General features: G+C 72.4%; 23 protein-coding genes. 12 read left to right on the top strand and 11 right to left on the bottom strand.

Annotated elements, in window-relative coordinates; genetic code table 11:
• Nucleotides 1-88: 88 nt before the first annotated feature.
• The 3 genes from OEB99_RS19360 to OEB99_RS19350 form a co-directional block, all read right to left on the bottom strand.
• On the bottom strand, nt 89-1,630 hold the full coding sequence (locus OEB99_RS19360; RefSeq protein WP_263578947.1) for an RNA polymerase sigma factor: 1,542 nt from the start codon (nt 1,628-1,630) through the stop codon (nt 89-91).
• Between the two features lie 82 nt (nt 1,631-1,712).
• A complete protein-coding gene (locus tag OEB99_RS19355) occupies nt 1,713-2,108 on the bottom strand; it encodes a universal stress protein (protein ID WP_263578946.1) in 396 nt (131 codons plus the stop codon).
• Nucleotides 2,109-2,185: 77 nt separating this feature from the next.
• Complete coding sequence (locus tag OEB99_RS19350; RefSeq protein WP_263578945.1) at nt 2,186-3,271, bottom strand: DUF4192 domain-containing protein; 1,086 nt, start codon at nt 3,269-3,271, stop codon at nt 2,186-2,188.
• Between OEB99_RS19350 and OEB99_RS19345 the strand changes: the two genes are divergently transcribed.
• A complete protein-coding gene (locus tag OEB99_RS19345) occupies nt 3,270-3,938 on the top strand; it encodes a hypothetical protein (RefSeq protein WP_263578944.1) in 669 nt (222 codons plus the stop codon). The two genes, OEB99_RS19350 and OEB99_RS19345, sit on opposite strands and share 2 nt — an antisense overlap.
• A gap of 16 nt (nt 3,939-3,954) precedes the next feature.
• Nucleotides 3,955-5,055 (top strand): polyprenyl synthetase family protein, encoded by a 1,101-nt coding sequence (locus OEB99_RS19340; protein WP_263578943.1) that lies wholly within the window; start codon nt 3,955-3,957, stop codon nt 5,053-5,055.
• Nucleotides 5,056-5,076: 21 nt separating this feature from the next.
• On the opposite strand, the gene OEB99_RS19335 is transcribed toward OEB99_RS19340, so the two are convergent.
• The gene (locus OEB99_RS19335; RefSeq protein ID WP_263578942.1) at nt 5,077-5,472 is read right to left on the bottom strand and encodes an Rv2175c family DNA-binding protein; all 396 of its coding nucleotides are present in this window, start codon (nt 5,470-5,472) and stop codon (nt 5,077-5,079) included.
• 126 nt (nt 5,473-5,598) lie between these two features.
• Here OEB99_RS19335 and OEB99_RS19330 point away from each other — a divergent pair, with 126 nt between their 5' ends.
• Complete coding sequence (locus tag OEB99_RS19330; RefSeq protein WP_263578941.1) at nt 5,599-6,777, top strand: LysM peptidoglycan-binding domain-containing protein; 1,179 nt, start codon at nt 5,599-5,601, stop codon at nt 6,775-6,777.
• A gap of 35 nt (nt 6,778-6,812) precedes the next feature.
• Nucleotides 6,813-8,834, top strand: coding sequence for a Stk1 family PASTA domain-containing Ser/Thr kinase (pknB, locus tag OEB99_RS19325; RefSeq protein WP_263578940.1), 2,022 nt, complete (start codon nt 6,813-6,815; stop codon nt 8,832-8,834).
• Between the two features lie 84 nt (nt 8,835-8,918).
• Here pknB and OEB99_RS19320 read toward each other — a convergent pair whose 3' ends face one another.
• The 3 genes from OEB99_RS19320 to OEB99_RS19310 form a co-directional block, all read right to left on the bottom strand.
• Nucleotides 8,919-10,271 (bottom strand): class II 3-deoxy-7-phosphoheptulonate synthase, encoded by a 1,353-nt coding sequence (locus OEB99_RS19320; RefSeq protein WP_263578939.1) that lies wholly within the window; start codon nt 10,269-10,271, stop codon nt 8,919-8,921.
• Nucleotides 10,268-11,500: a pyrophosphate--fructose-6-phosphate 1-phosphotransferase gene (locus OEB99_RS19315; RefSeq protein ID WP_263578938.1), complete on the bottom strand. Its 1,233-nt coding sequence runs from the start codon at nt 11,498-11,500 to the stop codon at nt 10,268-10,270. Before OEB99_RS19315 ends, OEB99_RS19320 begins: the two co-directional genes overlap by 4 nt.
• A 95-nt stretch (nt 11,501-11,595) precedes the next feature.
• Nucleotides 11,596-12,390, bottom strand: a complete 795-nt coding sequence (locus OEB99_RS19310) for a lysophospholipid acyltransferase family protein (protein WP_263578937.1) — start codon at nt 12,388-12,390, stop codon at nt 11,596-11,598.
• A 68-nt stretch (nt 12,391-12,458) separates the two neighbouring features.
• Between OEB99_RS19310 and OEB99_RS19305 the strand changes: the two genes are divergently transcribed.
• The gene (locus OEB99_RS19305) at nt 12,459-13,013 is read left to right on the top strand and encodes a hypothetical protein (protein WP_263578936.1); all 555 of its coding nucleotides are present in this window, start codon (nt 12,459-12,461) and stop codon (nt 13,011-13,013) included.
• 34 nt (nt 13,014-13,047) lie between these two features.
• Here the strand turns inward: OEB99_RS19305 and OEB99_RS19300 are convergent, their stop codons facing one another.
• Nucleotides 13,048-13,986 carry an ROK family glucokinase gene (locus OEB99_RS19300; protein ID WP_263578935.1) on the bottom strand — a complete coding sequence of 313 codons (939 nt, stop codon included), beginning with the start codon at nt 13,984-13,986 and terminating at the stop codon, nt 13,048-13,050.
• Nucleotides 13,987-14,142: 156 nt separating this feature from the next.
• Between OEB99_RS19300 and OEB99_RS19295 the strand changes: the two genes are divergently transcribed.
• The gene (locus tag OEB99_RS19295; protein WP_263578934.1) at nt 14,143-15,960 is read left to right on the top strand and encodes an AMP-dependent synthetase/ligase; all 1,818 of its coding nucleotides are present in this window, start codon (nt 14,143-14,145) and stop codon (nt 15,958-15,960) included.
• A 6-nt stretch (nt 15,961-15,966) separates the two neighbouring features.
• On the opposite strand, the gene OEB99_RS19290 is transcribed toward OEB99_RS19295, so the two are convergent.
• Nucleotides 15,967-16,191 (bottom strand): hypothetical protein, encoded by a 225-nt coding sequence (locus tag OEB99_RS19290; RefSeq protein WP_263578933.1) that lies wholly within the window; start codon nt 16,189-16,191, stop codon nt 15,967-15,969.
• 107 nt (nt 16,192-16,298) lie between these two features.
• Here OEB99_RS19290 and OEB99_RS19285 point away from each other — a divergent pair, with 107 nt between their 5' ends.
• Both OEB99_RS19285 and OEB99_RS19280 read left to right on the top strand, forming a co-directional pair.
• A complete protein-coding gene (locus OEB99_RS19285) occupies nt 16,299-18,176 on the top strand; it encodes a DEDD exonuclease domain-containing protein (protein WP_263578932.1) in 1,878 nt (625 codons plus the stop codon).
• Between the two features lie 29 nt (nt 18,177-18,205).
• Nucleotides 18,206-18,484, top strand: coding sequence for an Lrp/AsnC family transcriptional regulator (locus OEB99_RS19280; protein WP_263578931.1), 279 nt, complete (start codon nt 18,206-18,208; stop codon nt 18,482-18,484).
• A 52-nt stretch (nt 18,485-18,536) separates the two neighbouring features.
• On the opposite strand, the gene trpD is transcribed toward OEB99_RS19280, so the two are convergent.
• Together trpD and OEB99_RS19270 are read right to left on the bottom strand one after the other, a co-directional pair.
• Nucleotides 18,537-19,586, bottom strand: a complete 1,050-nt coding sequence (gene trpD, locus OEB99_RS19275) for an anthranilate phosphoribosyltransferase (protein ID WP_263578930.1) — start codon at nt 19,584-19,586, stop codon at nt 18,537-18,539.
• Nucleotides 19,583-20,020, bottom strand: coding sequence for a response regulator (locus tag OEB99_RS19270; RefSeq protein WP_263578929.1), 438 nt, complete (start codon nt 20,018-20,020; stop codon nt 19,583-19,585). The genes trpD and OEB99_RS19270 overlap by 4 nt, the downstream gene beginning before the upstream one ends.
• Before the next feature lie 162 nt (nt 20,021-20,182).
• On the opposite strand from OEB99_RS19270, the gene ctaE reads away from it, so the two are divergent.
• The 4 genes from ctaE (at nt 20,183) to qcrB (ending at nt 24,392) form a co-directional block, all read left to right on the top strand.
• Entirely contained in the window at nt 20,183-20,830 is a 648-nt protein-coding gene (gene ctaE / locus OEB99_RS19265) for an aa3-type cytochrome oxidase subunit III (RefSeq protein WP_411910714.1), read from the top strand.
• A 72-nt stretch (nt 20,831-20,902) separates the two neighbouring features.
• On the top strand, nt 20,903-21,688 hold the full coding sequence (gene qcrC / locus OEB99_RS19260) for a cytochrome bc1 complex diheme cytochrome c subunit (protein ID WP_263578927.1): 786 nt from the start codon (nt 20,903-20,905) through the stop codon (nt 21,686-21,688).
• Nucleotides 21,685-22,707, top strand: coding sequence for a cytochrome bc1 complex Rieske iron-sulfur subunit (gene qcrA / locus OEB99_RS19255; protein ID WP_263578926.1), 1,023 nt, complete (start codon nt 21,685-21,687; stop codon nt 22,705-22,707). Before qcrC ends, qcrA begins: the two co-directional genes overlap by 4 nt.
• Nucleotides 22,704-24,392, top strand: coding sequence for a cytochrome bc1 complex cytochrome b subunit (gene qcrB, locus OEB99_RS19250; protein ID WP_263578925.1), 1,689 nt, complete (start codon nt 22,704-22,706; stop codon nt 24,390-24,392). Before qcrA ends, qcrB begins: the two co-directional genes overlap by 4 nt.
• The last annotated feature ends 108 nt before the right edge of the window (nt 24,393-24,500 follow it).

Raw genomic sequence — 24,500 nt, 5'->3', positions numbered from 1 at the left:
ATCGTCCCGCAACGATCATGCCGCTGACCAGGGGCGAAGGCCCTCGGTCGGCATCGCGCCGGACATCCCCCGGGGTGCCGGGAGCGCCTCAGTCGAGGTAGTCGCGCAGCACCTGCGAGCGGCTCGGGTGGCGCAGCTTCGACATCGTCTTGGACTCGATCTGACGGATCCGCTCGCGCGTGACGCCGTAGACCTTGCCGATCTCGTCCAGCGTCTTCGGCTGGCCGTCGGTGAGACCGAACCGCATCGAGACCACGCCCGCCTCGCGCTCGGACAGGGTGTCCAGCACCTGGTGGAGCTGCTCCTGCAGGAGCGTGAAGCTCACCGCGTCGGCGGGCACCACGGCCTCGGAGTCCTCGATCAGGTCGCCGAACTCGCTGTCGCCGTCCTCGCCGAGCGGGGTGTGCAGCGAGATCGGCTCGCGGCCGTACTTCTGGACCTCGACGACCTTCTCGGGCGTCATGTCCAGCTCCTTGGCCAGCTCCTCCGGGGTGGGCTCGCGGCCCAGGTCCTGGAGCATCTGGCGCTGCACGCGGGCGAGCTTGTTGATGACCTCGACCATGTGCACCGGGATGCGGATGGTGCGCGCCTGGTCGGCCATCGCGCGGGTGATCGCCTGGCGGATCCACCACGTGGCGTACGTCGAGAACTTGTAGCCCTTGGTGTAGTCGAACTTCTCGACCGCACGGATCAGGCCCAGGTTGCCCTCCTGGATCAGGTCCAGGAAGAGCATGCCGCGGCCGGTGTACCGCTTGGCGAGGGACACCACGAGTCGCAGGTTCGCCTCGAGCAGGTGGTTCTTGGCCCGGCGGCCGTCGTTCGCGATCCACTCGAGCTCGCGACGGAGCTTGGGTTCGATGGTCGACGCCCCCGCGAGCTTCTCCTCCGCGAACAGGCCGGCCTCGATCCGCTTGGCGAGCTCGACCTCCTGCTCGGCGTTGAGGAGCGCGACCTTGCCGATCTGCTTCAGGTAGTCCTTGACCGGGTCCGCCGTGGCGCCGGCCGTGACGACCTGCTGCGCCGGCGCGTCGTCGTCGTCGGCGTCGGAGACCGTGAACCCGGCCTGCTCGTCCTCGGACTCCCCCGCGACCGGCTTCGCCTTGGGCGCCTCGGACTCCTCCTCGTCGGACTCCTCCGTGGAGTCGTCGCCCGAGGAGTCCGACTCGTCGTCGGAGTCCTCCAGGTCGCCCGCCTCGACGTCGTCGGACAGGTCGACGTCCTCGTCGGGGCCGTCGTTCTGCTCGACGTCCTCGTCGGTCGTGCGCTCGTCGTCGACCTCGTCCTTCGTCGCCTTCGCGCCGGCCTTGGTCGCGACCTTGGCCTTCGCGCCGCCCTTCGCCGCGGCCTTGGCCTTCGCGCCGCCCGTCGCAGCCGCCCCCTTCGAGGCCGTCGCGACAGCCGCAGCAGCGGGCTCGTCGGCCGTGGCCTTGGCACGCCTGGCGCGCGCGGGCGACTCGTCGACCTCGGCCGTCACCGCGGACGCACGGCGCGCGGCGGCGGCGTGCACACGGGTGGCTTCGGGCGCAGCAGAACGGGGGGAATCAGACGTCACGGGGTACCTTTCGGCTGGACTCGCGATCACGGTCCGGAAAACAGACACCCATTGTAACGTCCGCTCGCGCCGTGGCATGCCCGGCGAGGGCCGCGGGTGCGGCCCGGTTACCCCGACAGGAGCACTCCCGGAGCGGTCCGCGCGCTCGTTCGGACGACTCTCAGCCCGGCTTCACCGCAAGGACCGGGCACGGCGAGTCGAGCAGGATCCGTTGCGCGTTGGACCCGAGCAGGAGCTTGCCGACCGGGCTGCGCCGGCGCAGCCCGATCACGATCAGCTCGGCAGCGCGGTCGACCGCGGCGCTCACGATGTCGTCCGCGACGTCCCGCCCACGGCTCGCGGTCACCAGCTCCGACATCAGGTCTGCCTGGAGCGCGAGCCGCTCGCGCACGGCCGCGATCGTCTCGGGGTCCGCCTCCGGCCTCGGCCCGAAACCCGATGCCCGCCCGGCAACGACGACCACGAGCGGCACCGCGCGCCGGCGGGCCTCGGCGATCGCGGTCTCGAACGCCGCGTCGCCCTCGGCGGTCGCGACGTATCCGACGACGACGCTCATGAGCCCTCCAGCGACGACGATGTCCCTGGTCGGACGCTACCGGATCGCTCGGGCCCGCGCCCCACCTGCGACCGCGGTCAGCTCGAGGCGCTGCGCACCCATCCCGGCGGCATCCCGACCGTCAGCGCCTCCTCCAGGAGCCGGGCCAGCCGGTAGCCCGGTTCCGTCGCGAGCGCGCGCTGCACCAGTACTGCGGCCTTGGCGCCGTCACCGGTCCACCAGGCGAGCATCGCCAGCAGCGAGATCGCCGGGACCGCGGCGCGCGGGCGATGGCCCGCGACCTGGCGAAGCAGCTCGACGGCGTCCTCGATCCGTCCGGCTGGCGGGGCGACCCCACGTCCTGGGTCCACGATGAGCCCGAGCGCCTCGCCGACCTCGTCGCCCGTCCAGCCGGCCACGACCCGGTCAGCCAGCCTGGTTCGCCCGGGGACGAGGTCCAGCAGCACGGCATCGCGCACGAGCACGTCGTCGAGCGCTGCCTGCAGACGGCCCAGGTCGGTCGCCCCGTGCTCCTCGGCGCCGAGGAGGCTCCGCCACAGTGCGAGGCCGTCGCGCCGCCACCGGTGCACCTGCCCGTGCTCGATCGCGTCGCCACCGCGCCGTTCCCACCGCTGCGCCGCCCGACGCGCCGCGCGTCGGGCGGTCGGCGACGCGTCGGGAAGGGTGGCCAGCTCCTCGCGGCTGCCCGCCACCGCCGCTCCGAGCAGCACCATCTCGGCTCCCACGCGGGTTCCCTCGAGCTCCGCGAGCGGTCGCCCCCCTTCCGGGCAGCACGCCCGGTCCGGACACTCCAGGGCGTGGTACCCGCCGGGACCCACCACCCAGCAGTCCGGTTCGGGCAGCAGCCCGTCCGCCGCGTCGGCGAGCTGTGCGACCGCTCGCCGGCCCGTGCTCGGGTCCGCCTGCAGGTCCTCGGCCGTGTAGAGGACCAGCACCGCCACGCCCGCCCCGTCCGCGAGCAGGTGCCCGACCAGCGACCTGGCCACCTGAGGCCCGGTCTGCGGTGAAGCGAGGTCCGCGAGGTCGACCCGCGCGACCAGACCGACCCGGGTCCCCCTCCGCAGGCTGAGCACGACCGCGCTCTCGGACGGCCGGAACCCGAGCTGATAGGGAACGAGCGCGAGCAGCTCGCGCGGGGAGTCGGTGCGGATCGTCGTCGTCATGGCCGCCATCGCAGCGGGCCACGACGCATCGCCGAGCAGCCGCCTCCCCGACCTGTGGACATCACCCGGGCGTCGCGCGCTGTGGATGCTCGCGCTGGCGTACCGTTGGGGAGTGCCCCCCACCCGCCCCCGGCACGCGCGGCAGCAGCGTCGCGCGCCCGCATCGTGGGCCGCGGCCACCGTGCTCGGCGCCGCAGGACTGCTGCTCGTCACCTCCGGCTGCAGCACGCCGACCATGCCGGACGAGGCAGCCGCGACGGGAGTCGGGTCGGTGGCGCCGTCGCCCACGCCGGAAGACCTCGTCACCGCCGTGCCGGACGAGCACTCCGAGGTCGGCCGGCTCACGCCGGACTTCCCGGTCGACCTCCTGCCGGTCCCGGACGACGCGGTGATCCTCGTCACCTCGTCGGTCCCGGTCGGCGACGCGGACGTCCAGGAGCTCTCGCTGAACCTGCACACCGCGATGTCGGTCCCGGACGTCGTCGACCTCTACCGCACCGCCCTGACCGCCGCGGGCTTCAGCGAGATCGACATCCCTGACACCGCGCTCGCGGCCGAGCTGTCGTTCACCCGTTCGGGGGGCGACGAGCTGGTCTCGATCGGCGTGCTCGACGACAACGGCACGCGCACCGTCACGATCGGCGGTCGCATCCACACCCAGGGCTGACCCCTAGGGTGAACGGGTGACCACACCGCCCGCCGACGTGCCCGGCGTGCGCGTCGCCGTCGATGCGCTCCTCGACCGTCACCTCGCCGATCTCGCCGCCGAGCTCGCCGCCCTGGGCGAGGCGTGCGATCCGCTCGTCGCCACGCTCCGGGACACGCTCAGCGGGGGCAAGCGGCTCCGCGCCGCGTTCTGCTACTGGTCCTGGCGCGCGCACGCGGACCCCCGCGAGGACGATCCCGGCCACGAGCGGGCCCTGCGGATCGGCGCCGCGCTGGAGCTGTTCCACGCGGCGGCGCTGCTCCACGACGACGTGATGGACGCCTCCGACACGCGGCGCGGGCTGCCGGCCGCCCACCGGGTGTTCGAGTCGCTCCATCGCACGCACGGCTGGCGCGGGGACGGTGCGCGGTTCGGCGTGGCCGGGGCGATCCTGCTCGGCGACCTGGCCCTGATCACCAGCGAGCGCGAGCTGACCGACGCCGTGGGCGACCTCGACGCGGCCCGCCGTTCCGCCGTTCGCGCGATCTTCGACGAGATGCGCACCGAGGTCACGGCCGGGCAGTACCTCGACGTCCTCGCCGAGGTGGTGCCCTGGGGCGAGCCCGTGGCCGAGGAACCCGCCGCACGCACCGTCGTGCGGGCGAAGAGCGCCCGCTACAGCGTCGAGCACCCGCTGAGCCTGGGCGCCGCCCTGGCGGGCGCGAACGACGCCGCGATGCGGACGCTGCGGGCCGTCGGCCTCCCGCTCGGCGAGGCGTTCCAGCTCCGCGACGACCTGCTCGGCGTCTTCGGCGACCCTGCCACGACCGGCAAGCCCGCGGGCGACGATCTCCGCGAGGGCAAGCGCACCGTGCTCGCGCTTCGCGGGCTGGCCGCGGCCGGCCCGGAGGATGCCGCCACCCTGCGACGCGGCCTCGGTCGCGCCGACCTCTCGACGAGCGAGGTCGAGGCGCTGCGCACCATCCTCCGGTCGACGGGCGCGGTGGACTCCGTCGAGCGCCTCATCGACGACCTCGCCGGCCCGGCCCTGGCTGCGCTGGCGGAGGCTGAGCTCGCCGAACCCGCTCGAACCGTCCTGCTCGGGCTGGGCCGCGCGGCGGTGCAGCGCTCCGCCTGAGCCGCCCGCCGCAGTGCCCGCTCAGATCGCCAAGGCCTGGGCCCGCCGCCGGATCTCGGTCTTGTGACCGGCCGCGAGGGCGTCCACGGGGGTCAAGGTCGGGGCACCGGTGCCCAGGTCCGCCAGGGACGGGTCCGGGGTGAAGAGCCAGGCCACGGCCTCGTCGTCGGCGAAGCCGGAGTCGCGCAGCACGCTCACCGTCCCGGCCAGCGCCGGGAGGACCGTCCACCCCTCGTCGGCCGGTCGCAGGAACCGCTCGGGAACCCCGAGGACCTTGCGCTCGCCGAGCCGCACGGCGACGAGGGTGCCGTCGGCCAGCATGCGGCGGACCTTCCCCACGTCCGTGCCCATCCGCTCGGCCACGTCCGGCAGCGGGAGCCACGCACCGACCAGGTGCTCCAACGTCGTCTCATCCACGGACCCAGCCTAGGACTCACCCGTTCGCGCGCAGCGCGGCCCTTTCCCGGTCTGATCACGTCAGGTACCGTGCTCTTCTGTCACACCATTCACATGTGTCACACCTTTAACAGCTAGGACGGTCCGATGAGCTCCCAGCCGCGCTCGGCCCTGGGCACCACCGCGCTCCGGCGCGCGACCGGAGGCGTGGGACTCGCCCTGGTTGCCGCGACCGTGGTGACCGCCCAGCCGGCACAGGCGAAGGACCACGTCGTGGAACCCGGCGACACGGTCTCGCACCTCGCGTTGCGCTACGGCACCACCGTCAAGGCGATCGTCGCCGCGAACCGGCTGGACTCGCGCGCGTTCATCCGCGTGGGCCAGACGCTGGCGATCCCGACCGCGTCGGACGCGACGACCGGGACCGCGTCCCGGACGACCAGCACCCCGACCGCCACGACCACCAGGTACACCGTGGTCTCCGGCGACACCGTCTCCCACATCGCAGCGCGCTACGGGACCACGGTCCAGGCCATCGTCGCCGCCAACGGGCTCGACTCGCGCGCCTTCATCCGGATCGGCCAGACCCTGACCATCCCCACCAGCACGGGCGGCACCACCGGCGCTGCAAGCGCCTCCGCCAGCACCACGAGCAGCGCGACGAGCACCACCACCTACACGGTGGCCTCGGGCGACACCGTCTCCCACATCGCAGCGCGCTACGGGACCACGGTCCAGGCCATCGTCGCCGCCAACGGGCTCGACTCGCGCGCCTTCATCCGGATCGGCCAGACCCTGACCATCCCGACCAGCACGGGCGGCACCACGGTCACCTCCGGACTGGTCGGCTCCACGTTCGAGGGGCGCACGTACCCGGCGGCCACGGTCGCCTCGGCCAACCAGAACAAGGCCACGCTGCTCGCCATCGGCGTGCCGTCGCGCTCCGAGATGCGCGCCCTGGTCGAGCAGACCGCCCGTGACATGGGCGTCGACCCGGCGCTGGCGCTGGCCGTCGCGTACCAGGAGTCCGGGTTCAACCAGGCGGCCGTCTCGCCGGCCAACGCGATCGGGGTCATGCAGGTGATCCCGTCGTCCGGGGAGTGGGCGTCGGACCTGGTCGGGCGCGACCTGAACCTGCTCGACCCGCAGGACAACGTCGTCGCGGGCGTGGCCATCCTGCGCGCTCTCACCTCGGCGACGGACGACACGTCCACCGCGATCGCCGGCTACTACCAGGGTCTGGCGAGCGTTCGGCGGAACGGCATGTTCGCGGACACCCGCCGCTACGTCGCGAGCGTCCGGACGCTCATGTCGCGGTTCGCCTGACGGGCTGAGGGCGACCGCGACCGTAGACTGCCCACGTGGCGACCACCGTGACCGACCCCCTGCTGGGCCAGCTGGTCGACGGCCGCTACGAGGTGCTCCGCCGGATCGCGCGCGGCGGCATGGCCACGGTCTACCTCGCCCGTGACCGGCGGCTGGACCGGGACGTCGCGCTGAAGGTCATGCACCCGCACCTCGCCGAGGGTGCCTCAGGCGCCGACTTCATCGCCAGGTTCCGTCGCGAGGCGCGCGCGGCCGCGCGGCTCACGCACCAGGGGCTGGTCGGGGTCTTCGACCAGGGCGTCGACGGTGAGACCTCCTACCTGACGATGGAGTTCGTCGACGGCTCGAACCTCCGGCGCCGGATCGGTGAGCAGGGCGCCCTGACCGTCGACGAGTCCCTCCGCGTGACCGAGGAGGTCCTCGACGCGCTCACCGCGGCGCACCAGGCCGGTCTGGTGCACCGCGACATCAAGCCCGAGAACGTCCTGCTCGGCCGGCACGACCGCGTGAAGGTCGCCGACTTCGGCCTGGCCCGCGCCGTCACCGAGGTGACCTCGACCACGACCGGGACGATCCTCGGCACCGTCGCCTACCTGGCGCCCGAGCTCGTCGCGCACGGTGTGGCGGACACCCGCACCGACGTGTACGCGGTCGGCATCCTGCTGTTCGAGATGCTCACCGGCAGCCAGCCGTTCACCGGCGTGACGCCGATCCAGATCGCCTACCAGCACGTCAACTCCGACGTCCCGCCTCCCTCCGAGCGCGTCGACTGGCTGCCGATCGAGCTCGACGAGCTGGTCGGTGCACTCACGGCGCGGGCCCCGGACGACCGCCCGACCGACGCGGGACAGGCCCTCGCCCTGGTCAGGCGTACCCGCGAACGGCTCGACGAGGAGACCCTCGCCCGCCGGGCCGACGTGCCGGTGGTGCCGGCTGCCGCAGCGCTCGAGGACGAGGATCCCGCGGGCGACCCCGCCGGCGCCGCCGCGCCCGCGACCGGCGCCACGAACCCCAGCGTGCCGGACGATCCCGACGCCACGACCGTGCTCGACGCGGAGCAGGTCGCCGCAGTGCCGCTCGGACGCACCATGGCGCTACGGATCGGCACCGGCCTGCCCGATGCCGAACCCCGCGCAGCGGATCCCCGCAGCAGGCGCCGGCTGATCGGCTGGCTGCTCATCGCGTTCGCCCTCGTGGCGGCCCTGGCCGGCGGCGCATGGTGGTACATGACGTCCGGGCCGGGTGCGTGGACCACCGTGCCGACCGGCCTCGTGGGTGCCGAGCTCGCATCCGCCGAGCAGGCGCTGACCGAGCACGGCCTCGAGGTGGGCGCCGTCACCGACGTCTTCGACGCCGACGTCCCGGCGGGCTCCGTCGTGTCGGCCGACCCCGGCGAGGGCGAGTCAGTGCGCAAGGACGGTTCCGTCGCGCTCGACGTGTCCAAGGGCCCGCAGATGACCACCGTGCCGACCGATCTGGCAGGCAAGCCGCTCGACGACGTCACCGCCGCGCTCACGGACGCCGGGCTCGCCGTGGCCGACCCGGTCCAGCACGACTACGACGACGTCGTCGCGGCGGGCCACGTGCTCTCGATCTCGCCCGCGGAAGGGTCGGACCAGCCGGTCGGGACCGAGATGACGGTCACCGTCTCCGACGGCCCGGCACCGATCACCGTGCCGAACGTGGTCGGCACCGACGCGGGGGACGCCAAGAAGCAGCTCGAGCAGGACTACGGCCTCAAGGTGACCGAGGAGAAGGACTACTCCGAGGACTACCCCGCGGGCCAGGTGATGGCGCAGTCGGTGCCCGAGGGCACCGAGGCGCACCGCAAGGACTCGATCACGATCACGGTCTCCCAGGGCCCGCCGCTCGTCGAGGTGCCGGACGTGCTCCGCAACGGCGTCGCCGCGGCGACCAAGAAGCTCGAGGAGGCAGGGTTCGTGGTCGAGATCAAGCACGCGTCGGCGTACTTCGGTCTCGGATTCGTCGTGGAGCAGGACCCCAAGGGTGGGCGCGAGGCACCCAAGGGCAGCACCGTGACGATCACCATCACCTGACCGAGCCCGCCCTACCTCACCGCGCCAAGCCGGAGGCGCAGCAACGACGACCCGGGTCGCGTGACAGCCCGTGGCGGCGAGCCGTCAGCGCTCGCGGAGCATCTCCGCGACCTGGAACGCGAGCTCGAGCGACTGCTGGTGGTTCAGGCGCGGGTCGACCAGGGTCTCGTAGCGCCGGGCCAGGCCCTCGTCGTCGATCTGCTCGGACCCGCCCAGCACCTCCGTGACGTCGTCCCCGGTGAGCTCGACGTGGACGCCGCCGGGCACCGACCCGATCTCACGGTGGACCTCGAAGAAGCCACGGACCTCGTCCAGCACGTCCTCCAGCCGCCGGGTCTTGTAGCCGCTCGCGGAGGTGATCGTGTTGCCGTGCATCGGGTCGGTGACCCACGTGACCGGCCGACCGGACGCAGCGACCTTCTCGACCAGCGGCGGCAGCGCGTCGCGGATCCGGCCCGCACCCATCCGCGTGATGAAGGTCAGGCGCCCGGGAAGGTCGTCCGGGTTGAGCTTGTCCATCAGCGCGAGCGCGTCGTCACCGGTCGCCGACGGGCCGAGCTTCACCCCGAGCGGGTTGCGGACGCGGGCCAGGAAGTCCACGTGCGCACCGTCGAGCTCCCGGGTCCGCTCGCCGATCCACAGGAAGTGCGCCGAGCAGTCGTAGGCGGTGCCGGTCCGCGAGTCGATCCGGGTCAGCGCGCGCTCGTAGTCGAGCAGGAGCGCCTCGTGGCTCGAGAAGAACTCGACGGTCCGCAGCGCGTCGAAGTCCGCACCGGCGGCGGCCATGAACCGCACGGCCCGGTCGATCTCCGCGGCGAGCTGCTCGTAGCGCGCGTACGCGGGGTTCGCGGTGAAGCCACGATTCCACTCGTGCACCCGGCGCAGGTCCGCGAAACCACCCTGCGTGAAGGCCCGGATGAGGTTCAGCGTCGCCGAGGAGCGGTGGTACGCGGACAGCATCCGGAACGGGTCCGGCTCGCGGTCCTCCGGCGTGAACGCGTGCGCGTTGACGGCGTCACCCCGGTAGGCGGGCAGCGTCACACCGTCGCGCGTCTCGAAGTTGCTGGACCGCGGCTTGGCGTACTGCCCGGCCATCCGGCCCATCTTCACGATGGGCAGGCTCGCGCCGTAGGTCAGCACGACGGCCATCTGCAGGATCGTCTTGATCTTGTTGCGGATGTTGTCGGCCGTGACGTCCGCGAACGTCTCGGCGCAGTCACCGCCCTGGAGCAGGAAGGCCTCACCCCGCTGAGCCGCCGCCAGGCGCTCGGTCAGCACGTCCGCCTCGCCCGCGAAGACCAGCGGGGGCTCGCAGGCGAGCTGTGCGGCAGCTTCCTTGACCGCCTGAGGATCCGGCCAGTCCGGCTGCTGCCGGACCGCCAGCGTGCGCCAGACCTCGAGGCCCTCCAGCAGGCCCGGCTCCGGCTCGACGCTCACTCGCTGCTCGCGGGCTTGAACGGCTGGCCGATCCCCGCCAGCAGGTCGATGAACCAGGTCTGGTTCACGTCGAACGCCTTGCCGCCCGCGATCCGCGGGAACTCGATCGCACGCAGCCGGTTGCCCTGCTCCTCGTCGTGGCCGATCACGCCGGCGTCGCCGCGCAGCGCGCACTCGACGGCCAGGTCGGTCATCGACTTGATCAGGCGCAGGTCCTCGACGTTCGCCGCCGCGGCACGGGAGTAGTACCCGGACTTCTGCACCATGACCTTCTCGGCGCCGAGCTTGGACGCGAACTGCTTCGCGAACCACTGGCCCGGGTTGATCGTGTCGAGCTTCACGTGGCCGAACGCGTCGCGCTGGACCTCCTCGCCGGCCGCCTCGAGCTGCTCGACGATCTCGTGCATGCCCGCGCCCTCGGACAGGAAGATGTTCACGTTGCCGATCTCGTCCATGACGCCCCGGAGGCGCTCGGCCTCGGCGTCGATGTCCAGAGCCAGCTCGGGCAGGAACACCGCGTGCACGTCCCACCGCTCGCGGGTCAGGCCGATGCCGGGCAGGAACTCCTTGGCGTCGAGCAGCTCGCGGTACTTCGCCGCGGTCGCGGCAGTCAGCCAGCCGCAGTGCCGGCCCATCACCTCGTGGACGATGAGCATCCGGTTGCCCGAGCGGTGCTCGCCGATGATGTTCTCGGCGAACCCAGCGCCCTCCTCGGCGGCGGTCCACGCGCCGAGGGACTGCTTGATCGGCACGACGTCGTTGTCGATCGTCTTGGGCAGGCCGACGACCGTCAGGTCGTAGTCGTGCTCCTTGAGGTACGCCGCGAGGTCCGCGGCGGTGGTGTTGGTGTCGTCGCCGCCGATCGTGTGCAGCACGTCCACACCGTCGGTCTTGAGCTGCTCCGCAGCGACCTCCAGCGGGTTCTGGCCCTCGGTGACCAGGCCGCGCTTGACGCAGTCGGCGACGTTCGTGAGCTTGACCCGCGAGTTGCCGATCGGGCTCCCGCCGAACCGGTGCAGGATGCCGGCCTTCGCGCGGACCTCGTCGTCCACGACGATCTTCTGCCCCTTGAGCAGGCCCCAGTAGCCGTGCTCGTAGGCGATGATCTCGACCTCGGGCGCGATCTCGGTGTAGCGCTCGATCAGGCCACCGACAGCGGACGACAGGCAGGGCGCGAAACCACCGGCGGTGAGCAGGGCGACGCGGCGAACCGACCGACCATCAGACATCGGGAGACACCTTCCATAGGGCGAGACACGAACCCCCCGAGCATGCGGTACCGACCCGCACGGCGACGGGCCCTACGTCCCGGGGATGATGCGGCTCATCCTACTGAGGACTCGTCCTCCTCCTGAGGTGGTCCCGGTACCTGGACGTCCGGCGCGGTGCGCCCACCGGGGGCCGAACCGGCGTCCGCGGAAGCGACCTCCTCGGCGGTGTGCCCGGCCGCGATCCGCGCCTTCGCGGTCGCCGCGTACATGTCGACGTACTCCTGGCCGGACAGGCTCATCAGCGCGTACAGGATCTCGTCGGTCACCGACCGCAGGATGAACCGGTCGTTCTCCATGCCGTGGTACCGCGAGAAGTCCAGCGGCTCGCCGATCACCACACCGACGCGCATGAACTTCGGGATGACCTTGCCGATCGGCTGGGCGATGTTCGTCCCGATCATCGCGACCGGGATGACCGGGACCCCGGCCTCGAGAGCGAGGCGGGCGACACCGGTCTTGCCGCGGTAGAGGCGTCCGTCGGGGCTGCGGGTGCCCTCGGGGTAGATCCCGAACAGGTTGCCGGACTGCAGGACACCGAGTCCGGTGCGCAGCGCGGCCTCGCTCGCCTTGCCACCGGTGCGGTCCACCGGGATCGTGCCGACCCCGCGGAAGAAGCCCGCCTTGAGACGTCCCTTGATCCCGGTGCCGGTGAAGTACTCGCTCTTGCCGATGAACCGGATCTTGCGCGAGAGCACCAGGGGCAGCACGAACGAGTCGATCACCGCCAGGTGGTTGCTCGCCAGGATCGCCCCGCCCGACTCCGGGACGTGATCGAGGCCGCGCACCCACGGACGGAACATGAGCCGCAGCAGCGGGCCGACGATCGCCTTCATCAGCCAGTAGAACAAGCCATCACCTCCGCTGCGGTGCGTCCGCGACCGACGCAGGACACCAGCACGACTCTAGAGTGCTCACCATGGCTGCACGCGACCTCCCGCCGGACGAACCGTCCGACGAGCACGACGTCGACGCGCAGTGGCGGGACATCGTCGCCCGACTGGGCGACCTCGACCAACCCGGGGCCGAGCCGCAGGACCGGGACCCGCGCCGGACGAGGCCGCAGCGCCGCAAGACCGACCTGCCGGGATCCCACACCGTCCGGCCGGCGCACCCGCCGCGACCCGAGGCGGACGCCGACGAGGACCGCACCGGGCAGGACGAGCCCTCCGGGTCCGGACCGCCCGCCTCCGACCCCCGTGCCTGGGCTCCCGATCCCGACGTCGCCGAGGCCGAGGACCACTTCGTCCCGCCGGACCCCGGTCCGGTGCTCGGCGGCGATCCGCTGCTCACCATGGCCTGGGTGGTGGTCCTCGCCGCGCCGACCCTCGCCGTCGTGGCGCTGATCGCCTGGCGCGACATCCCGTCCTGGCTGCTGCAGGTGGCCGGTGTCGCGTTCCTGCTGGCCGTCGGCGTGCTCGTGTGGCGCATGCCGCACCGGCGCGACGACGACGACCCGGGCGCCGTGGTCTGAGCTCCCCGCTGCCGGCCCCGCCGGCCGCGGTCCGTCACTGACGCGCCAGGTCCGCCGCCCCGACGATCCCCGCGTCGTTGCCCATCGACGCGATGGCGAACCGGGCCTCGGGCCGGAAACCCCGCGCCGAGAGCGCGTTGAGGAAGCCCTGCCGGGCGGGCTCGAGCAGCAGCTCGCCCGCGTCGGCCACGCCGCCGCCGATGACCACGAGCGCCGGGTCGAGCAACGCAGCGACGGATGCGGACCCCTCGCCGATCCAACGCCCGAGGTCGGCCAGCAGCGAGATCGCCAGCGGGTCGCCCTCCTGAGCGGCCTGGGTGATCGCGGGGCCCTTGATCTTCGGGCCGTCGGAGAGCTCGAGCATCCGCGAAGCGGCCTCGGGGAGGTTGGCCGCGGCCGTGCGTGCGGCACGCACCAGGGCGCGTCCCGACGCGTACTGCTCCCAGCAGCCGTGCAGGCCGCAGCCGCACAGGTGCCCGTCCGGCACGACCCGCATGTGGCCCACCTCGGCCGCCACGCCGTACGCACCGCGCACCAGACGGTCCGCGACCACGAGGGCCCCGCCGAGCCCGGTCCCGATCGTCAGCAGCAGCATGTCGTGAACGTCGCGTCCGACGCCGAACCGGAACTCGGCCCAGCCCGCGGCGTTCGCATCGTTCTCGACCACGATCGGGACGTCGGTGCCGAGCGCACCGGCGACCTTGTCGCGCAGCGGGTGGTCGCGCCACGGCAGGTTCGGGCACATCAGCACGGTCGACTGGTCGCTGCTGACGAACCCGGGAGCGGCCAGCCCGATCGCACCCACCTCGTGCTCGGCGGCGAGCTCGCGGACCGCTTCCACGACGCCGGCGTCGACGCTGTCCGCGTCGGACGGGTCGGTCGAGCGACGGGTCTGGGCGACGATCCGCCCCGACTCGTCCACCACACCTGCCGCGATCTTCGTGCCGCCGATGTCCACGCCGATCGCGTGCATGACAACCCCTCGTGACGTGTCCGGCGCCCCGCGGGCGCTCTCGGCCCCCGATGGACCGATGCGCCGCAGAGTACCGATCCGGCGCGTGACCGAGCCGGGACCGCGCCGCTCGGTTATGGTCGTCGCGCCCAACGTCCCGTTGCCGATGGAGCCAGCATGGACGACTTCGTCACCGCCCCCCTCGTCGAGACCGACGACGAGTCGAACCTGAACACCCTTCTCGCCGAGCGTGTCGCACGCACGCCCGACGGGACCCTCGTCGAGGTCCGGGGCGCCGACGGCGCCTGGACGTCACTCACCGCACGTGAGGTCGCCGCGCAGGTCGCCGCGGTCGCCAAGGGCCTCGTCGCGCACGGCGTCGGCCCGGGCGACCGGGTCGCGATCATGAGCCGCACCCGCTGGGAGTGGACGCTGCTCGACTTCGCCACCTGGGCGGCCGGTGCCGTACCCGTGCCGATCTACGAGACCTCGTCGGCCGAGCAGGTCGCCTGGATCCTCTCCGACGCCGCCGTCGGCGTCGTCGTGGTCGAGGCGGCGCGGCACGCGTCGGTGGTCGTCGAGGCCCGCAGCGCCGCGGGCGTCGACGTGCGCGACCTCCTGGTCATCGACGACGGTGCGATCGACACGCTGGTCGCGGCCGGCGCCGGCGTTCCCGACGACGAGATCGTCCGGCGCTCCGGGCTGGCCCGTGCCGACGACCTGGCCACGATCATCTACACCTCCGGCACCACGGGGCGACCCAAGGGCGTCGAGCTCACCCACCGCAACTTCTCCGCGCTGACCCGCAGCGCGGTCGCCAAGCTCGGCAAGCAGGTCTGCCCGCCCGGGTCGCGGACCCTGCTCTTCATGCCGCTCGCGCACGTGTTCGCGCGCTTCATCGAGGTCCTCGTCCTGCCGGCGGACGCCATCCTCGGGCACGTCCCGGACACTACGACCCTGGTCGACGACCTCCAGGCGTTCCGGCCGACGTTCATCCTCTCCGTGCCTCGGGTCTTCGAGAAGGTCTACAACTCGGCCGAGCAGAAGGCCGCTGCGGGCGGCAAGCGCGCGATCTTCCAGCGCGCCGCGAAGACCTCGATCGTCTACTCCCGCGCGCTGGACCAGCCCGGTGGACCCAGCCTGTGGCTGCGCCTGCAGCACAAGGTCGCCGACGTCCTGGTGCTGCACAAGCTGCGCGAGGTGCTCGGCGGCCAGGCCGCCTGGGCGATCTCCGGCGGAGCGCCGCTCGGCGAGCGCCTGGCCCACTTCTACCGCGGCGTGGGCCTGCGCGTGCTCGAGGGCTACGGCCTCACCGAGACGACCGCGCCGACCAACGTCAACCTGCCCGAGCTCACCAAGGTCGGGACGGTCGGTCCGCCGCTGCCGGGAACCGCGATCCGGATCGCCGACGACGGCGAGATCCTGGTGAAGGGCGACGGTGTCTTCCGCGGGTACTACAACAACCCCCAGGCGACCGAGGAAGCGGTCGACGACGGCTGGTTCCGCACCGGCGACCTCGGCTCGATGGACTCCGACGGCTTCCTGCGCATCACGGGCCGCAAGAAGGAGATCATCGTCACGGCGGGCGGCAAGAACGTCGCACCCGCGGTGCTCGAGGACCGGCTGCGTGGCCACCCGCTGGTCAGCCAGGTCGTGGTGGTCGGCGATCAGCGTCCGTTCATCGGCGCCCTGGTGACGTTGGACGCGGAGGCGCTGCCGGGGTGGCTCGCCACGCACGACCTGCCGCCGATGTCGGTCACGGAGGCGGCGACCAACCCCGGGGTTCGGGCGGCGCTCGACCGTGCCGTGGCCCGGGCCAACGAGGCGGTCTCGCGCGCCGAGTCGATCCGCAAGTATGAGGTGCTGACCGACGACCTCACGATCGCCAACGGCTACCTCACGCCGAAGCTCAGCGTGAAGCGGCACCTCGTGCTCAAGGACTTCGCCGGGCAGATCGACCAGCTGTACGTCGACACGCGCGACAAGGGTGCCTGAGCCCGGCTAGATCGCCTCACGCCGGTCCTCGAGCCGTAGCGGCGGCACGAGGCCGGACCGCGCCAGGACGGAGATCGCCCGCCGCTCGGCGGCGTCGAGGTCCGCGGCGGTCGCGCTCGCGACGCCGGGGGTCTCGACGTCCCGCTCGGGCGCGCCGATGGTCAGGAAGGTCACCACGCAGTCGGCGCAGGCATCGCCCCGCACCGCGCACTGCCCGCAGTCGATGAACATGTCCGGCACGCTAGCCATCGGGTCCGACACGCCCGGGTCCGCCGGCTGACGCCGGCGGCCCGCGTGTCACGCCGGTGCGTGTCGCACCCCGCTCCTACCGTGACGCCATGCCCACCGCCGCGACCCCGGTCGACGGGACTCCCGTCCAGCCGACGCTCGACGACATGGGCACGCCGCTGTCCGAGGTGACGTTCGTCGTGGTGGACCTCGAGACCACCGGGGGCTCGCCCTCGTCGTGCGCGATCACCGAGATCGGAGCGGTCAAGGTCCGTGGCGGCGAGGTGCTCGGCGAGTTCCAGACCCTGGTGAACCCGGGCGGACCGGTACCCGCCCAGATCACGGCCCTGACCGGCATCACCACGTCGATGGTCGCTGCCGCGCCCGGCATCGGCTCGGTCCTCCCGGCGTTCCTCGAGTTCGCCGCGGGGGCCGTCCTCGTGGCGCACAACGCGAACTTCGACGTCGGCTTCCTCAAGGCCGCCGCACGCGAGCTCGAGCACCCTTGGCCCGGCTTCCCCGTGCTCGACACCGTGGCGCTGGCCCGCCGCGCGGTGACCCGCGACGAGGTCCGCAACCACAAGCTCGCGACGCTCGCCGCCTACTTCCACGCCACCGTCACTCCCGACCACCGCGCGTTGTCGGACGCCCGCGCGACCGTCGACGTGCTGCACGCGCTGCTCAGCAGGCTCGGTCCCCTCGGGATCACGCATCTCGAGGACCTCGCCACGGCGACCGACCCCGTGCCCCCGGAACGCCGCAAGAAGCGCCACCTCGCCGACGGCCTGCCGGACGCGCCGGGCGTGTACGAGTTCATCGGTCCGCGCGGCGAGGTCCTCTACGTCGGCACCGCGACGTCGATCCGGACCCGCGTGCGCTCCTACTTCACGGCCGCCGAGCACCGCCGGAGGATCACCGAGATGGTCGGCATCGCCGAGCGCGTCGTCCCGGTGGTCTGCGCGACGGTGCTCGAGGCGCGGGTGCGCGAGCTCCGGCTCATCGCCGAGCACTCCCCCAGGTACAACCGGCGTTCCCGGTTCCCCGAACGGATGCCGTGGGTGCGACTCACCGCCGAGCCGTTCCCCCGGCTGTCCGTGGTGCGTGAGGTCCGCCGCGAGCGCGGGCGGGACGAGACCGAGGCGCACATCGGTCCCTTCAGCAGCCGTGCCGCGGCCCAGCAGGCACTCGAGGCGCTGCAGTCGACGTTCGACCTGCGGCGGTGCACCGCCAGGCTCCCGCGCGACGCCGCGCCGGACGCGAGCCCGTGCGCGCTCGCGGGGATGGGTCGGTGCTCCGCCCCGTGCATCGGCGGAACCGACCCCGACGAGTACGGCCGGCTCGTGGACCGGGTGCGCACCGCCATGACGGTCGACCCCCAGCCGGTGGTCGACCGGCACGCGGAGCGGATCGCACGCCTGGTCGCGCAGGAGCGGTTCGAGGAGGCGGCCGTCGTGCGGGACCGGCTCGAGGCGTTCCTCCGCGGTGCGGCACGGGCCCAACGATCCGCCCGGGCTGCGCGGCACCGCGAGCTCGTCGCCGCGCGTCGCAAGGACGGCGGCTGGGAGCTCGTCGTGGTCCGCCACGGACGGCTCGCCGCGACGGCAGCCGCGCCGCGCGGCGTCGACCCGCGCGCCGTGATCCCCTCGCTCGTGTCCGCCGCCGAGCACGTGGACGCACCCGTGGCACCCGCCACGGCCGCGCACCCCGAGGAGACCGAGATCCTGCTCGGCTGGCTCGACGAGCCGGGTGTCCGGCTGGTGGAGGTCGACGAGGGCTGGGCGAGCCCGGTCCGTGGCGCCGAACGCCTCCGGGCGCCCGGCGCGACGGCGGCGACGATCGGCGCTCGCCTGCTCGTCCAGCCCGAGGTCGCCGATCGCGCATGGGGACGCGACGCGGACGACCCGCTCGTCGTCGCCCTCGCCGACGCGGCGGCCGACGACGGCGCGCCCGGACCCGCCGACCGCGAGACCGCGGACGGCGCGGCATGATGGTCCGGCAACCGAGCGAGAGGGCAACCATGATCACCGCGATCGTGCACATCGACACCGACCCCGGACGGATCCCCGAGGTCGCCCAGGCCGTCGCGGACCTGCCCGGCGTGTCCGAGGTCTACTCGGTGACCGGTGAGACCGACCTGATCGCGATGGTGCGTGTCCGCGAGCACGAGCAGCTCGCCGACGTCATCGCGGACCGCGTGTCCAAGGTTGACGGCGTGCTCCGCACGCAGACCTACATCGCCTTCCGCGCCTACTCGCGCGGCGACCTCGAAGCCGCCTTCGCCCTCGGTCTCGGCTGACGGCCCACCGCTGGACGGCCCTGGCCCGCACGCGAACGGCTCCGGCGGCGGGTCAGCGCCGGGAGGCGGCCACCCAGCGCTCGAGAGCGGCTGCTGCGGCGCCGGTGTCCACGGCGGCCGCCGCGTGCTCCAGGCCCTTGCGGAGCCGTGCGACGAGGTCGCCGTCCGCGGTGCCCGGCAACGTCCCGTCGGCCACCAGCGCCGCGGCGGCGTTGAGCACCACGGTGTCCCGCACCGGGCCGGGCTCGCCGGCGAGCACCCGCCGGACCACGTCGGCGTTGAACTCGGGGTCGCCGCCACGCAGGTCCGCCAGGGCCACGGGCGACAGACCCAGGTCGGCGACCGGGTCCACGACCGTGTGGTCGACCCGACCGTCGTGCACCCACCAGACGTCGGCGGGGCCGTTGGCGGCGAGCTCGTCCAGACCTTCGTGGCCGCGGAACACCAGCGCGTCGACGCCGCGGCCCGCGAGCACGCCGGCCATCAGCGGGGCGAGCCGCGGGTCCGGGCAGCCGATCGCATAGGCGTGCGGCTGGGCGGGGTTCGTCAACGGGCCGAGCACGTTGAACGCGGTGGGCACGCCGAGCTCGCGCCGGGTCGGCGCGGCGTACCGCATGGAGGGGTGGAAGACCGCGGCGAAACAGAACGTGATGCCCGCCTCGGTGGCCAGCTCGGCGACCCGCGCAGGCTCGAGGTCGAGCCGCAGCCCGAGCGCCTCGAGCACGTCGGAGCTGCCGGAGGACGACGTGGCCGCCCGGTTGCCGTGCTTGACCACCCGGACGCCCGTGCCCGCCACGACCAGGGCGGCCATCGTCGACACGTTCACGGTGTGGTGCATGTCGCCGCCCGTGCCGACGATGTCGACCGCGGGGCCGGGGACCTCGATCCGCAGCGCGTGCGCGAGCATCGCGTCGGCCAGGCCGGTGAGCTCGTCGACCGTCTCGCCCTTGGCGCGCAGCGCGACCAGGAAGCCGGCCAGCTGGACCGGCGTCGCCTCGCCGGACATGACCTGGTCCATCGCCCAGGCGGTCGCCTCGGCGTCCAGGTCCTGGCCGGCCAGCAGCGTGCGCAGCAGCCCGGGCCAGCTCAGCGCGTCGGTCACGCGCGCACCGTGCGCAGCATGGCTGCGACCGTCTCGGCGAAGTCGAACGGGTCGAGCGGCTGGGCGACCACCTCGTCGGCCTCCGACCAGGAGGCCAGCCAGGCGTCCTGGGGCCGCGCGATGAGCAGGAGCACCGGCGGCAGCGCGTAGACCTCGTCCTTGAGCTGGCGGCACAGCCCCATGCCACCGGCCTTGCCGGCCTCGCCGTCCAGGATCAGCAGGTCGAAGCCGCCGGCCTCGGCCTGAGCCAGCGCGACCGGCTGGGTCGCGGCCTCGACCCACTCCACCGGCGGCAGGTCCGCGGCGACGCGGTCACCGATCGCACCCCGGACCTGGGCCCGGGTCTCGACGTGATCGCTGTAGAGCAGGATGCGCACCGACTCCGGCGCGGGCTCCTCCTCGCCGACCCAGGTCTCACCCTCGCTGCTCGCCATGCGTGCCTCACTCGTCCGTGCTCGTCCGGGCTCTCGTGCACCGGCATCCTTCCACGACCCGCGAGCGTCACGCGCCCGACGCGGCTCTGCGGACGTCACGCCCACAACTCGCCCGCGCCGAATCTAGGTCTTAGGACCCACAAAACGCCGATCTCCGCAATAATGACCGACGTGTCCACCGCTGCCGTCACCGCGCCCCTGCGCCCAGAGCTGAGCGTCCACCGCCCGAACCCGGTCTCCGTCGGGACGATCGTGTGGCTGGCGAGCGAGCTGATGTTCTTCGCCGGCCTGTTCGCGATGTACTTCACGATCCGGTCCACGGTCCCCGAGATCTGGCCGATCGAGTCCGGCAAGCTCAACCTGACGTTCTCGACGATCAACACCCTCGTGCTGGTGTCGAGCTCGATCACGTGCCAGATGGGCGTCGGGGCGGCCGAGCGGTTCCAGCCCGGCCGGACCGGCAAGATCTGGCAGGTCGGCCGTTGGGGCATGCAGGAGTGGATCACCCTGACGTTCCTGATGGGCGGGTTCTTCGTCGCCGGCCAGGTGTTCGAGTACGCGGCCCTCGTGCACGAGGGGCTGACGATCTCCTCGAGCCCCTACGGCTCGGTGTTCTACCTGGCGACCGGGTTCCACGGCCTGCACGTGCTGGGTGGCCTGATCGCCTTCCTGTTCGTGCTGGGCCGGTCGTTCCGCGCCAAGCGCTTCGGCCACCACGAGGCCACCACGACGATCGTGGTGTCGTACTACTGGCACTTCGTCGACGTGGTCTGGATCGCGCTGTTCGCCTCGATCTACCTGATCCGGTGACCGGCCGATGCCACGAACGCTCGCCCCGTTGACCGTCCCCCTTCCCGCTGAGCCAGAGACGAGGTCCCGTTCGTGAAGGCGATCGCCGCCCACCGGCACCACCGGTTCGCTCCCGTGGTGCTCCTGGCGCTTGCTCTGCTGGTCACCGGCGTGCTCTACGCCGCCTTCTCGCCGAGCTCCGCGCAGGCAGCCGCGGCGCCGTCCGAGGACGACCTGACCGCAGGCTCCAACCTGTTCCGGGCGAACTGCTCGACCTGCCACGGTGTGGACGCCGCCGGGCGGGACGGGATCGCACCGTCCCTGATCGGGGTGGGCGCGGCGGCCGTCGACTTCCAGGTCTCCACCGGTCGGATGCCGATGATGGCCAACGGCGCGCAGGCGCCGTCCAAGGTGCCGATCTTCACCGACGAGCAGATCCGCCAGATGGCCGCGTGGGTCGCCTCGCTGGGCGCCGGGCCGTCCGTGCCGTCGGACGAGGCCGTCGACCCGGCCCTCGGCGACGCGGCGAACGGCATGGAGCTGTTCCGGACGAACTGCGCCATGTGCCACGGCTCGGTCGGCCAGGGCGGCGCACTGTCCCAGGGCAAGTACGCGCCGAACCTCTCGGAGTCGGCGCCCCGGACCATCTACGAGGCGATGGTCACCGGCCCGCAGTCGATGCCGGTCTTCAACGACGCGACGATCACCCCCGAGGAGAAGCGGGACATCATCGCGTACCTCGACGCCCAGCAGCAGGGCTCCCCCGGCGGCCTCACGCTCGGCTCGCTCGGCCCGGTCGCCGAGGGTCTGTGGGCCTGGGTCATCGGGATCGGCCTGCTGATCGGTGCCGCCGTCTGGATCGGAGCGAAGTCCTCATGAGCGACGAGTCGACCGAGGTCGGCCTCCCCGTCGACCGGAACCGGCTCCCCGAGCGGTTCGAGAACCCCGGCCTGCCCGAGCACCACGCGCGGCTGACCGACACCGACCCGGCGGCCGAGAAGCGCGCTGCACGGATCATCACGGGACTCTTCGGGCTCTCGGCGCTCGGCACCATCGGCGCCCTCGTCGCGTACTTCGCGGTGCCGCCGGGCGAGACGGTCGCGAGCATCCGGTTGTCGACCCTGCTGATCGGGCTCGGTCTCGCGGTTGCGTTCGGCGCCGCCGGGATCGCGGCGATCCACTGGTCGAAGGCCCTGATGAACGACCACGAGAAGGTCGAGTACCGCCACCCGCAGGCGAGCGACCGCGCGACCCGCGAGGAGGCGGTCGCGATGCTCAAGGAGGGCGCCGAGGACACGAACCTGTCGCGGCGCGGCGCGCTCAAGGGCGCGATGATCTCGGCCCTCGCCCTGGCCCCGCTGGGCTTCGCGGTGCCGCTGATCGGCTCGGTCGGCGGCGACTGGAACGTCTCGAAGTTCCGCCACACGATGTGGAAGCAGGGCCTGCGCCTGACCCACGACCCGTCCGGCGAGCCGATCAAGGCGTCGGACGTCACCGTGGGGTCGGCGGTGCACGTCATCCCGGACGGCCTGTCCGAGGTCGAGGACGTCCTGGAGGAGAAGGCCAAGGCAGTCGTGCTGCTCATCCGGATGGACCCGCGCGACCTCAAGGAGGCCGACGACCGCAAGGACTGGTCCTACCAGGGGATCGTCGCCTACTCGAAGATCTGCACCCACGTCGGGTGCCCGGTCGCGCTGTACGAGCAGCAGACCCACCACCTGCTGTGCCCGTGCCACCAGTCGACGTTCGACATCGCCGACGGCGCGAAGGTCGTCTTCGGCCCCGCTGACCGGCCGTTGCCGCAGCTGCCCATCACGGTCGACGACGAGGGCTACCTCGTGGCCCAGTCCGACTTCCACGAGCCCATCGGCCCGAGCTTCTGGGAGCGTCTGAAGTGAGCACCTCGACTCCGGCCGCCAGCGCTGCGGCGGCGACGGCGGACTACCTCGACCAGCGCACCGGGATCGCCACGGCGATCAAGGGCTTCGCGCGCAAGATCTTCCCGGACCACTGGTCGTTCCTGCTCGGCGAGATCGCACTGTTCTCGTTCATCATCCTGCTGGCCACCGGGACGTTCCTCGCGCTCTTCTTCGTCCCGAGCATGGACGAGGTGACCTACACCGGTCCGCTGGCGGCGATGGACGGCGTGCAGATGTCCCGCGCCTTCGCCTCCACGCTCGACCTGTCGTTCGAGGTCACCGGCGGGCTGCTGATGCGCCAGATCCACCACTGGGCGGCGCTGGTCTTCATGGCGGCGATCGTCACGCACATGATGCGGGTGTTCTTCACCGGCGCCTTCCGCAAGCCCCGCGAGATCAACTGGCTGGTCGGCTTCACGCTGATGGTCCTCGGCCTCGCGGCCGGCTTCTCCGGCTACTCGCTGCCGGACGACGTCCTGTCCGGCAACGGCCTGCGGATCACCGAGGGCATCACCAAGGGCGTGCCGATCATCGGCACCTACATGTCGTACTTCCTGTTCGGCGGGGAGTTCCCCGGCACGCACATCATCCCGCGGCTGTTCACCGTGCACATCCTGCTCGTGCCCGGCCTGATCCTGGCGCTCATCGGCCTGCACCTGTTCCTGGTCGTGCTGCACAAGCACACCCAGTTCCCGGGCGGCGGCCGCACGGAGAAGAACGTCGTCGGCTACCCGATCTTCCCGGTGTACATGGCCAAGCAGGCCGGCTTCTTCCTCATCGTCTTCGGCGTCCTGGCGCTGATGGGCGCGACGATGACGATCAACCCGGTGTGGAACTACGGGCCCTACGACCCGTCACCGGTGTCCGCAGGGGCGCAGCCCGACTGGTACATGCTCTTCCTCGAGGGTGCGCTACGGCTCACACCCGGCTTCTTCGAGGTGGTGATCGCCGGGTTCACGATCCCGCTCAACGTGATCATCCCGGCGATGATCGTCCCCGTGGCGCTGCTGGGCCCGCTCGCGCTCTACCCGTTCATCGAGGCCTGGGCCACGGGCGACAAGCGTGAGCACCACCTCGCCGACCGGCCCCGCAACGCTCCGGTCCGCACCGCGCTCGGCGTGTCGATGCTCACCGGGTTCACGGTGCTCATCCTCGCGGGCTCGAACGACCTCATCGCGACCCACTTCCACATGTCGATCAACGCGATCACCTGGACGTTCCGGATCCTGGTGTTCGTGCTGCCGGTGGTCACGTTCTGGGCCACCAAGCGGATCTGCCTCGGCCTGCAGCGCAAGGATCGCGAGCTCGTGCTGCACGGGCACGAGACGGGCCAGATCGTGCGGTTCGAGGACGGCGAGTACATCGAGGTGCACCGGCCGCTCGACGAGCAGGAGCGCTGGATCCGGGTTCAGCACGACCCGCGGCGGCCCCTGCCGCTGCTCCCGGCCGAGGACGCGCGCGGGGTCCGTCGACCCGGCTACCGGAGCGACGCCCTGCGGGCGAAGGTCTCGCGCTTCTTCTACGCCGACCGGGTCGAGCCGGTCACCCCGGCGGAGCTGGCCGCCGCCCAGGCGCACGGTGCACACGACCAGCTCACCGCGGGTGAGCACGACGAGACGCCGGCGATCGGCTCGAGCAGCCCGGCCTCGGTACACCAGGGCTGACCACCAGCAGCAGAGCGCGGACGAGGGGCGCCGGGGACCGACCCGGCGCCCCTCGTCGCATGCCGCCCGGGCGGCAGCACGTGACCGCGCGTCCCACGTCCATGATCG

Origin of the sequence: Actinotalea endophytica (assembly GCF_025717005.1) — a bacterium.
Taxonomy (GTDB): domain Bacteria; phylum Actinomycetota; class Actinomycetes; order Actinomycetales; family Cellulomonadaceae; genus Actinotalea.
The sequence above is the reverse complement of the archived record's forward strand: the minus strand, read 5'-3'. Positions and strand labels throughout refer to the sequence as shown.